A 10,993-nucleotide genomic window follows, 5' to 3' on the forward strand; every position below is an offset into this window, starting at 1 on the left:
GTTGCGTACCGCCCGATCCTGGCAATAGTCCGACATTGACCTCGGGCAGGCCAACCACAGCTTTGGGGTCGTCGACAAGGACGCGGTAATGGCATGCTAGAGCCAGCTCAAACCCGCCACCCAGAGCCAAGCCGTTCATCACGGCAACCCACGCCTTACCCGATGTTTCTATCGCGCGGTGCATCGCGCTGGCCTTTTGGCTGAACGCGAACGCACTCTTCAGCGTCATTGTCTCATAGCCCTGAACAAGCAATTTTAGGTCTGCACCCGCCATGAAAGCTGGCTTGCCCGATGTCAGGATGACGCCTTTGATGCTTTCGTTAGCGGCGATCTGTGCGATCGCATCCATCATCTCGGCAATGAACGCGTCGGAAACCAGATTCATTGATTCGTCGGCGTTGTCGAGCGTGAGCGTAGCAAAGCCGTCAGCGGCTATTTTGATTTTCATATGTCGCATGTGAAATCCTTCGCGTCAGACGCGTTCAATGATCGTTGCGGTGCCAAGCCCGTTGGCGGCGCACAAAGTGATGAGGCCGGTTGATTTGCCCGAGCGCTCCAATTCGTCGAGGACGATGCCGGTAATCATCGCGCCGGTCGCGCCGAGCGGGTGGCCCATGGCGATGGCTCCGCCGCACACATTGACCTTGTTATGCGGAATATCGAGCACCTTCATATATCGCAGTACGACGCTGGCGAACGCTTCGTTGAGTTCATACAAGTCAATGTCGCCGACCTCCATTTTAGCATTTTTCAGAGCCTTTTTGGTCACATCGGCAGGCGCGGTCAGCATGATGGTGGGTTCCGATCCCATCGACGCGTAGGACACTATGCGTGCCCGTGGTTTCATTCCGGCGCGTTCGCCAAATTCCTTGGACCCGATCATGACGATGCCCGAACCGTCAACGATGCCGGAGCTGTTGCCGCCGTGGTGGACGTAGGACAGTTCCTCAATTTCGGGATAGCGCGCCTTGGCGACATTCGCGAAGCCGCCCTTGCCAAGTCCCTCAAATGCCGCCTTCAACTTGCCGAGGCTTTCGACTGTTGTGCCCGGCCGCATATGCTCATCATGGTCGAGCAGCACTTCGCCGATCACATCCTTGACAGGGACGATGGCTCCATTGAAGCGCCCTTCTGCCCAGCTTTGCGCCGCGCGCCGCTGGCTTTCCGCTGCAAAGCCATCGACGTCTTTGCGGGTAAATCCATCAAGCGTTGCGATCATATCCGCGCCAATTCCCTGCGGTGCATAATGATTGTGAAACGCAACATCCGGATCGGATGTCCAAGCGCCGCTGTCATAGCCCATGACAGTACGGCTCATGCTTTCGACACCGCCGCCAATACCTGCCTGCATGACGCCGGCGTGGACCTGCGCGGCGATCAGATTGACCGCATCTAGGCCGGATGCGCAAAAGCGGTGCACTTGCTGCCCCGCGACGCTTTGCGCATAGCCCGCGTTCAAAACCGCTGCGCGCGCCAATACTCCTCCCTGTTCACCCACAGGCTGCGCCGTGCCGATGATCACATCTTCGAGCAGAGCCGTGTCGAGTGAGTTGCGGTCGCGGACTGCTTCCAGTAATTGAGTGACCAACTGGACCGAGGTGACTTCGTGCAGCGCCCCGTCTGGCCGTCCTTTGCCTCGCGGTGTCCGCACATGATCGAAGATATAGGCGTCCATCAAACATTCCTTGAGATATTACATTAAGCTGGATTGCTGTTTTCTGGGCATCAACAACGGTGGCTGAGCACCTATCGAAGGGAGGGGCGCGGACGCACCAAGCCGCTATAGCCAAAACCCAGCGGTATCAGACAGGAATGTCATGAACTTGGATGAAGGTTTCGATGTCGTTTCCGTCGGATCAGGGCTGGGCGGGATGTCCTTCCGGTCGATGGCGGGTGGACCGCAAAAGGTGAGCAAGGCGGTTGGTCAACGCGGCTAATTGTTGCTGAATTATCACAGACGTTACGGAAATGAGGCTAAAACCGACATTATATCGCCCTCACTCAGGAGCCAATCTTTAGATAGGTGTGAGTGAGGGAGGCAACTACGATTACGCACAAACCGGCATAAATAACGCCGTTCTAGTTTCACGCGATGGCTAAAAGGCACGAGGTGCTCCGCCATTGGGTATGCAGTATTAAAAGATTTTTAGGGGAGGCTTGTATGAAAATTGGTAACATCCGCACGTTGTTTATGACGTCGACGGTTCTGGCGGCAGGACTTGTAATCTCGGGCGCGGCGCAGGCGCAATCTGCACCGGCAGAAGAAGAAACAGCCGATCAAGGCGGTATCGCCGAGATCATTGTCACAGCGCGCAAGTCATCGGAAAATATTCAATCCGTTCCGGTTGCCGTTACGGCTTTGAGTGCTGACGATTTGGCAAGCAAGCAAGTGTTTGAAGTTACCGATTTGGCGCGCACCGCGCCAAGTTTGACTATCAGCACTGGCGGTACGGGTCCGGCATCAATCGTTTATCTCGCTATTCGCGGTCAGGCACAGAATAGCCCGAACTCGCTTTCGGATTCGTCCGTCGGGATCTACATGGACGGCGTTTACGTCGCTCGTCCGATTGTCGGAAATCTCGGTTTCCTTGATATGGCCAGTGCAGAAGTTTTGCGTGGGCCGCAGGGTACGCTTTTTGGCCGCAACACCACGGGTGGCGCTCTTAACCTTACGAGCAACCGTCCGAGCAACGAATATGAAGGTATGCTCAAGGTCGGTTTCGGCAACTACAATTATCAATCGATTGAAGGCATGGTGAATGCGCCAGTGAGCGACGAAGCAGGTATCCGCATTGCGGGGCGATATGGAAAGCGCGACGGATATTTCCGGAACAATAAGATCGGGTATCCACAAGGCAGCATCGACAAGGATTTAGTACTTCGCGGTACCTTGGTCTACGCGCCGGCCGAATCGAACTTGAAGTTTACCCTCATTGGTGACCTTGTGCGTTATGCGGATGATGGCAATGCGACGGCGGTTGCCGCAATAAACCCCGGCGTGCTGTCGCTGCCTGCCTACGGCGCGTTCATCAACTCGGAATTTTCGCAATTTGTGACGGCGGCGCAACAGCCCGCATTTACTGCAGCAAATTCAAAGTGGACCGACACTTTCTCACGTCCGCAAACAGGCGATGCAGAAATTGATAAGCTGCAGAATAACAATGATGTCGACGCAATCGCTGGAACTATCGAATGGGATCTTGGAGGCGTGAACATCAAATCGATTACCGCCTATCGCAAGTCTTTCACCAACGACAGCCTGGACCTTCATGGTTTTCCGTCGTCGGTAAACCCGTTCACCCCCTTCTTGCCGAACGCAACGTCAGCATTTATTAGTACCTACAACAACAAGCAGTTCAGCCAAGAGCTTCAACTGTCGGGCAGTTCGGGCGCACTCGATTGGCAAACGGGCGTCTATTACTTCAAAGAATCTGGTGACGAGCAATCCCGCGCCTTCGTTCTGGGCGGTGTTGCAGCTGCGCGGACGTTGAGCGACTACAGCTCGCGCTCGGCTGGTACGTATGCGCAGATCAACTACAATGTTTCCGACGCGCTGCGCGTCACCGGTGGCTTGCGCTATACGTGGGACAAGCGCACGATCGACAGGCGCAGCACGGACACCTGGCGTAAGCCGGATAATCTCGAAGTCTGCACTGTCGGCCCTAATTCTGGAAAGACCGCTGAGGCTGCCCCCTGCTCCGATCCAGCTTCGGCAAGTTTCAAATACCCAGCGTGGACTTTGGGCTTGGATTACCGCGTAAACGATCAGCTTTTCCTATATGCCAAGACGAGTGGCGCATCGATGTCAGGCGGCTTCAACTCACGTTTTGTGCCCGCACCCTTCACACAACAGTTTAGTCCAGAAAAAGTGCGCGACGCCGAATTCGGTTTCAAGGGTGATTTCCTTGACCGTCGTTTGCGGACCAATATGGCATTCTTTTCTGCCAAGCAATCTAACGTCCAGCGTATTGTGAATGCCTTGGTCGGCACATCGCTTACTCAGTTCGTAACAAATGCGGGCAAAGTCAATGCGAAGGGCTTTGAATTTGAAGGTACCGCGCTTCCCTGGGGTGGTATGGAGCTGACGGGCAGCCTTTCCTATCTCGACGCAAAATATGTTCGCGGAAGTCGCAATGAAAATCAGGGAACGGCATCGGCACCAGTCTTTGTTGATCGTGCCGGCGAACCTGTTACGCAGGCCCCTAAATGGACCTGGAACATTGGCGCTACGCAAACATTCGAAACGTCTTTCGGAGATGTGTCGCTCCACGCTGACTATGCATACATTGCAGACCGGGCCATGGACGCGGCGACTGCAAAGCCGCTTGCGCAGGGCGGAACGCAGGCAAATATCAATGCGATTGCGATTGCGAATGCGGCATCGATCGTCAAGGGATACGGCCTGCTGAATGGTCGCATAGCGATCAACTTTGACAGTCCTGATATTGAACTGGCATTCTGGGGCCGCAACTTGGCCAACCAGGCCTGGTTTACCAACGTGTTCAATAGCTACACGGGCCTTGGCGCTACCGTGCAATATCAGGGCGCGCCGCGCACTTTTGGTGCGACAGCGACAATCAAGTTCTGATCTTTCCGGAATAAGTAATGTTAAAAAAGGCCGCCTCCGAAAAGAGGCGGCCTTTTTTGTTCAGAAGGACACGACGCCTTGGCCAGTTTTCGGGTCGACTGCGAATGAGAGATGTTCGAGGAACGAATACCATTTGTCTCCTGACTTGCGCATGCAGTCGCTCTGCCGAAGCGCGAGTTTTTGAGTGCTGCCATCTTTCATGCTGAGCGTAATGCGCTGTGTATCGAGCTGCACGCCGAACACGCCGTCTGAATCGACCACGAAATTGGGCATTTCCAGCTTGATGTCGGTGTAGCTGTTCATGATCGCGGCATAATGCGCGCGGACTTCCTTCATACCACGCAGATTGCTAGCAAAGCTGTCGTAGACCAGAATGTCCTCGCCGGGTCCATAATAGCCCATTAACATATCCAGACTTGTTGAAGCGCCACCGACGTCCATCCATGTCCGGATAGCGGCTTTTGCTTCTTCAGGGGTGGAAGCTGGGCCGGGTAGGGGATCTTTGGACCAAGCTATTCCGCCGCGAGCGTTGACAGGGCCGTCGATGATAGCAGCCCCCGATTTTGGATCAATCGGCAGCGAAATATGCTGCTGCACGATTTTCCATTCGTTACCGATTTTCTTGAACGCGTCGAGTTGCCGCACGCTGAGCGACATTTTCTTGCCGTCGTTCAACACCGCATCGAATTCGATCTGCGATGCCGCACAGGCAAAATTTCCATTGGTCGCTACATTCATTTCCGCCACTCTATGCGTCATGGACTGAATGGCCGCCATTTGCGGCGCAAAACCGGCGTAAATTTGATCGCGGCCCTTGTAAATGCCCGGCGCGTAAACATCGAGCACGGTTGCGTCGTCAGCATAATAGCCGATGAGCTTGTCCATGTTGGTTTCGGTCGCCATCGTTGTTTCGATCAGCTTTATCGCTGCAAGGTCTGCGGGCGCGTTGAATGTAATCGGTTTTTCTACATTCGCACACGACGCTAGCATGGCCAAGCATGATACCAAGGGTGCTATCGCCGCCCGCCTTTTCAAACTACCCATAAATTTCTCCTTTGTTGAAGCATAAAGCTATCAACGCCACATCAGCGCGTCCCTGCCCGGGGGCAGGTCGCTCAATCACGCAAGTCTTCAAACTACATCATGTCTCGAATAGAAAGCGGTGACGTGTGATTGAAACGCAGCAACCAATCATCCTGCACGGGGATATGGACCGCAAGGTATTTGCCTGGCTGGAGAACAATTTGGGCAAGGTCACACTATTTGCGCCGCATGCCCGGTGGCGAACAGGTTGGGATGCCGAAGTGTCGCGTGATGGCGAGTTACGCCCGCTCTACATACGTGGTCCGCGCGGAGACAATTATACCTCTCCGATCAATATGGCACAGGAGGCGGCGATCCATCGCGCCTATCTCGCCAATGACATTCCGGTGCCGAAGGTTATTGGCCTTATTGAAGATCCCGAGGCGCTGGTGCTCGAACGCATCTCGGGGATTATCAACACCGGTGGAATCGCCGATGCCGGTTCGCGCAAAAAAATACGCGAAGAATTCGTCGAGATCATGGCGGCGATCCACCGTTTGCCGCCGGAAGCCTTTGCCGAAGTTGGTCTGGATGTCCCGCAAGGTGCTGATGCGGTTTCGCGTAACCTTTATGCAGCCTCCGAAGCGATTTTTGACGGGCTGATCGGGCGACCTTGGCCATTGATGCGGTTCACTGCCGGATGGTTGCGCCGTAATGTGCCACAGGACCGGACACGTGCCGCTTTCATCAACCCCGATGCCGGGCAATTTCTTTTTGAAGGCGAAAAGGTTACAGGTCTTATAGATTTTGAGATGTCGTCATTCGGTGACCCCGCGGCCGAACTTGCAGGGATGCGATTGCGCGATACGTCCGAACCGCTTGGTGACCTGTCGGCGCTGTATGATCATTATGAAAAAGTCAGCGGCGACCGGATATCGAAGCAAGTGATCGAATATCACACAGCCGGTTTTTGCGGGGTTAACGGCTTCATGCTCTGGCCGCTGGCGTTTACGTCAACGCCGGAGCAGGACTACATGGCCTATCTCAATTTCGCCGTTGCGACCGCGCGCTGGAGCTATACCGCGATGGCGAGGCATATTGGTTTGCAATTGATCGAACCACGCGAGCCCGTCGCGCGCGAAATGGGCTTCAACCAAGTCGGTTCGCATCTGGTTCGGCAGATTGGCAAGCTCCCCGCACCAGATGATCAAACCGCCTATTCGCGCGATTCGGCTGCGGCATTGGCGCTCTATCAGCAGCGCTGGCTGACTTACGGTGCAGACGTCCTCGACGCCGATCTGGATGATACCGCCGCGTTGATAGGTCAGCGTCCGACCGATCAGGACGACATGATGGAAAAAATGGAAGCCTTTGTGCTGAAAGTCGGACCTGAATATGATGCCGATCTTATTCAGTATTTCCATAATTGGTTGCGACGGCAGGATTTTCTTCTGACGGGATGCGGGATTGCATCTGGTTTCGTCGGGCTTGACCTTCAGATCGTTCCCGAACGCTAATCAGCCATCTTGGACGCCTCGCGGTTGCCCGGTTCAACTGCGCCAAAACAGGATTGCGCCAGATGGCTGCAACTATATTCGCGGACGCGGTGCAGTTTGCCGTCAGCCAGTTCAAACGCAAAATGATAGGCGTTATTGTAACGCCGCCCGTTTAGCATCTCGCCATCGGTTTCCGCCTCGACAGTGATCTTGTTGCCCTCACCGATCATGTCCAAGACCGCCAAGTGAATAGGCGCTTTCATCAATTGCGACATAGTCGGCGGCACTTGCGAAAACGCCTCACGGCCCCATTCAATTTGCAACCAGTCGGGCGCGCGCGCCATTGTCGTGAACAGGAAATCTTCGGTGGTGAGCGCAAGGATCGCGTCGCAATTGCCCGAATTTACCGCTTCAAAATAGCTACGCACGATAGCTTTATTTGCTTCAAGCGACATCAAATTCTCCCTTATTCAGTAATTTACAGGCGCACCCATAGTCGCGCGGTAAGATATCGGCTGTTTGCCATCGAGATCGACGATCCGGTAGCGCTCGCCCAATTCCGCACCGATGAGGGCTTGCCCCGATAGCGACATGAGGTCGGGGTCATGCGCCAAGGCGTCAATCACCAACCCGGTAAATTCTGGCGTCTCCCAGTTAGGCAGGTTTGCGCGTAACTCTTCAGGCAAATACTCAGACGGGATGGCTTTGACGGCGTCGGTCAGGATGAATCCCGGCCAGATAGCGACAGCAGCCACATTGTGCTGTGCCAGATCGACCGCCATGTCATGCATCATTTTGTCAGTTCCGGCCTTTGCTGCACCATAAGCCGCGCCGTGGAAATAGGAGACCGAACCGTAGAAAGAAATACTTGCTATCAGTCCGCGCTTCGCCGCAACCATCATGGGAGAAGCATAATAGGCGGCAACATAATTGGAGCGCAGGCCAACATCGATCATGTCGGACAGGTTTAGCGGCTTTTCCCAAAAACCGCCGGGAGCCATCAGCGCATCAGGGTAAACGGCCGCCGCATTGTTTACCAAGATGTCGAGACGGCCTGCCTCTTTGGCAATCTGGGCAAACAACGCAGCAATCTGGTCATCGGCTTTATGGTCGCAAACAACCGCCACGCCTTTGCCGCCAGCTGCATCTATCTCGCCAACAACGGGCCCCAGTTCGTCTGCATGCCGTCCTGTGACGTAAACTGTTGCGCCCTTTGATCCAAAGGCGCGCGCAATACCGCGTCCTAGTCCGCGGCTTGCTCCTGTTACCAATATGATTGAATCGTTGACCATTTTACTCCCTTAACCCGCCGTAATGCCGTTATCGGCGGTATAGCAGGCCCCATGGACCGCACGTGCCCGATCAGACGCCAAGAATATCATCGGCTCGACAATGTCTTCGGGCGTATTGGGAGGACGAAATCCGCAATAGCGCAGGATCATGTCGGTATCCGCACCCTCGGGAAAGACAAGGCCTTGCACCATTTCAGTCATCATCCCGCCAGGCGCAATAGCGTTAATCCGGACGGGGGATTTGATGAACTCCATCGCCAGCGATTTTGTCAGGCTAAGCAGTGCCGCCTTTGTCGCAGCATATGGCGCGGTGTATGATTGGCCGATAAATGCCGCCGTCGATGCAACATTGACGACATTGCCGCTTGCCGCAACTAGATGCGGCATAGCCGCCTGCGTCATGAAAAATGGCGCTGTCACATTGGCAGCAAACAGCATTTGCCAATCCTCGGCAGTCACATCAGCAAGCGCATGAAAGCGCAGTATTCCTGCAACATTGCACAGCACATCAAGCCGACCGAACGACCCGATAGCAGTGCGCACTGCGTCCGTGCAACTGGACGGTTGGCCCAAATCGCCGGCATATTGCGTGCACCGCCCCCCGGCATTGGCGATTATTCGTGCCGTTTCGTCAAGACCAGCGCTGTTGATATCGGCCAGGCAAACTCGAGCGCCTTCACGCGCGAACCGCACACTCGCGGCGCGACCTAGCCCCGACGCCGCGCCCGTGATGAGTACAACCTTGCCGTCAAATTCACCTTTTTTCATACCGTTTCACCTTTGTTCATACCGTGCTGTCCTGGGCAGGTCTGCGGTTGAGAATTGGCTCCATCACCGCTAGTGCAATATGATCCGGGCTCGGATCTGGACCTGCGATGATCAAGCAGTGTCGCAGGAACCGGCGATGGAACAGACGAGTGAGTGCTGCATCTTGCTCTGGGCCCGCTGTCTTGATGAAGTCCGTGAGATTTCTGTCCGCCTCTGTCAGATTGTTGATCTGCTTCCCTGTCAGCGTTGCTGTCTCGGCAATGTCAGCTTGTTCGCACCACTGGCGATAATGACCTCGGTTGCGGAGATAATGCGGCACCGAGGCGAGAATATTGCGCTGCCAGCCTTGCAAAGAATCTGACTCGGGCAACCTCTCAAGATCGGCAATCAGCTTGCCCAAGGCGAGGTCTTCATAAGGCGTAGCCTCTGGTTGCTCCGGCAAAATTAGCACATCAAGCTCCAGGCCGATAATCTCGGCTAACGCTTCCATCGCCCGCCGCGCAATAACCGAGACCTGAAACACGCTTTCGACCCAGTCACCGCCGCGTCCGGTGTCGTGCATCCCGAACAGCGGTCCGTAATAGGCTTCATACAGGAAGGCGACCGTCTGGAAGGCAAGCGCATCATAATCGAGGGGTACCCCAATAGCCTTTTCATAATGAAGGAACAGCGCCGGGACATCGCCCATATTTTCAATAGGGTGCCGCCCGCGAAAACAGGCAAGATCGCGCATCGGATCGCCCAGATGACCGATTTCAACGTCGAGAATGCACGTCACTTCTGGACCATCGGAAAGAAACTGGCCACAATCGCCCGTCAGGAATGATATGCTGTTGCGACCGTTGGGATAATTGCGTCGCAACCAGCGCGAGAAAAACTCGATGAATGGATCGGTTATGTTGATCTGGCCGGTCATCGCATGAAACCGCTCGAAATTCCCCAGCGCGATCTCTTCATCGCCGGTTGGCAACTTTGCACCGACGGCCACAAATTTCTCGGGCGGAATGCGGTGCATATCGGCCAGAATTTCCATGTAGCGCAAAGATGCCTGCCAACGGTCGTCGGTCATCACCGACCGGTTCTCTATGGCTTCGGCTATCAACCCAGGGTCACGCCCGCCGCGCACCCATTCCATTACAATGGTTTTGGGACCGGGACACATGCCGAGGACCGCGGGGATCGGTATGCCATTTTCATGCAATGTACGTTGCATCAGCATTTCATATTCGAGCGGGTAGGGATGGGTCAGCCATGTCCGGTTACCCTTCAACAGCATTTCCGTGTGCTTGCCGTTCCGCATCATTGCAGCACGCCAAACCGGACGCCAGCGTCGTTCCTTGTGCAACACAATCTGACTGCATCCCAGCTTGTCTTCCAAATAGTGCGTTAGCTGACTAACATCGTCCGCATGGGCGTCGAGCGGTGCTTTTGTTGATGACGTGTTCATGTTGGACAAATTATCGCTACTCCTAACCGACTTCGTCGTTTCACACTCTTTTCCCATGTCTACCAGCCGAGGAGGATGGCTCGGCCTTTACAACGATAGGTCTTTTTGACCGAGGTGCCCCCCGCCAGCAGACAATCTGTCTATTAAATGCTAACGGGGGACAAACTCTGCTTACCTTTTGGTCCACATTTGGGGCACGCAATAATCCAGAGCATTGTCGCCATAATTCCGGGTAATACTTAGGATTCCGTAGCGTCTAATGATCGCTGGACAATGTAGGAGATTAGGTAACACAACGGAAATAATTAGGTAGCAAAAGGGAAATGAAAGTCGGCTTTTGCGAGTCCTTTAGATGTGTGGCTTTCTAGCGACCAACACA

At 54.7% G+C, this 10,993-nt stretch carries 9 protein-coding genes; 2 read left to right on the forward strand and 7 right to left on the reverse strand.

Annotated features, from left to right (window positions below; genetic code table 11):
• Both QE270_RS03125 and QE270_RS03130 read right to left on the reverse strand, forming a co-directional pair.
• Positions 1-448: enoyl-CoA hydratase-related protein (locus QE270_RS03125; protein WP_300035026.1), on the reverse strand; the 448-nt coding region annotated here is incomplete at its 3' end.
• A gap of 24 nt (positions 449-472) precedes the next feature.
• Complete coding sequence (locus QE270_RS03130) at positions 473-1,675, reverse strand: acetyl-CoA C-acetyltransferase (RefSeq protein ID WP_300035029.1); 1,203 nt, start codon at positions 1,673-1,675, stop codon at positions 473-475.
• 486 nt (positions 1,676-2,161) lie between these two features.
• Here QE270_RS03130 and QE270_RS03135 point away from each other — a divergent pair, with 486 nt between their 5' ends.
• Positions 2,162-4,588 carry a TonB-dependent receptor gene (locus tag QE270_RS03135; protein ID WP_300035033.1) on the forward strand — a complete coding sequence of 809 codons (2,427 nt, stop codon included), beginning with the start codon at positions 2,162-2,164 and terminating at the stop codon, positions 4,586-4,588.
• 60 nt (positions 4,589-4,648) lie between these two features.
• On the opposite strand, the gene QE270_RS03140 is transcribed toward QE270_RS03135, so the two are convergent.
• A complete protein-coding gene (locus QE270_RS03140) occupies positions 4,649-5,632 on the reverse strand; it encodes a nuclear transport factor 2 family protein (RefSeq protein WP_300035036.1) in 984 nt (327 codons plus the stop codon).
• A gap of 164 nt (positions 5,633-5,796) precedes the next feature.
• Here QE270_RS03140 and QE270_RS03145 point away from each other — a divergent pair, with 164 nt between their 5' ends.
• Complete coding sequence (locus QE270_RS03145) at positions 5,797-7,128, forward strand: phosphotransferase (protein ID WP_300035038.1); 1,332 nt, start codon at positions 5,797-5,799, stop codon at positions 7,126-7,128.
• Here the strand turns inward: QE270_RS03145 and QE270_RS03150 are convergent.
• From QE270_RS03150 to QE270_RS03165, 4 genes are read right to left on the reverse strand one after another with little or no spacing between them, the layout of a single operon-like run.
• Positions 7,125-7,562, reverse strand: coding sequence for a nuclear transport factor 2 family protein (locus QE270_RS03150; protein ID WP_300035042.1), 438 nt, complete (start codon positions 7,560-7,562; stop codon positions 7,125-7,127). The genes QE270_RS03145 and QE270_RS03150 overlap by 4 nt on opposite strands.
• A 15-nt stretch (positions 7,563-7,577) precedes the next feature.
• Positions 7,578-8,399, reverse strand: a complete 822-nt coding sequence (locus QE270_RS03155; protein ID WP_300035045.1) for an SDR family NAD(P)-dependent oxidoreductase — start codon at positions 8,397-8,399, stop codon at positions 7,578-7,580.
• A 9-nt stretch (positions 8,400-8,408) separates the two neighbouring features.
• On the reverse strand, positions 8,409-9,167 hold the full coding sequence (locus QE270_RS03160; RefSeq protein WP_300035048.1) for an SDR family oxidoreductase: 759 nt from the start codon (positions 9,165-9,167) through the stop codon (positions 8,409-8,411).
• Between the two features lie 16 nt (positions 9,168-9,183).
• Positions 9,184-10,614 carry a hypothetical protein gene (locus QE270_RS03165; protein ID WP_300035051.1) on the reverse strand — a complete coding sequence of 477 codons (1,431 nt, stop codon included), beginning with the start codon at positions 10,612-10,614 and terminating at the stop codon, positions 9,184-9,186.
• Between the last annotated feature and the right edge of the window lie 379 nt (positions 10,615-10,993).

The organism is Sphingorhabdus sp., assembly GCF_029865925.1.
Classification (GTDB): Bacteria; Pseudomonadota; Alphaproteobacteria; order Sphingomonadales; family Sphingomonadaceae; genus Sphingorhabdus_B.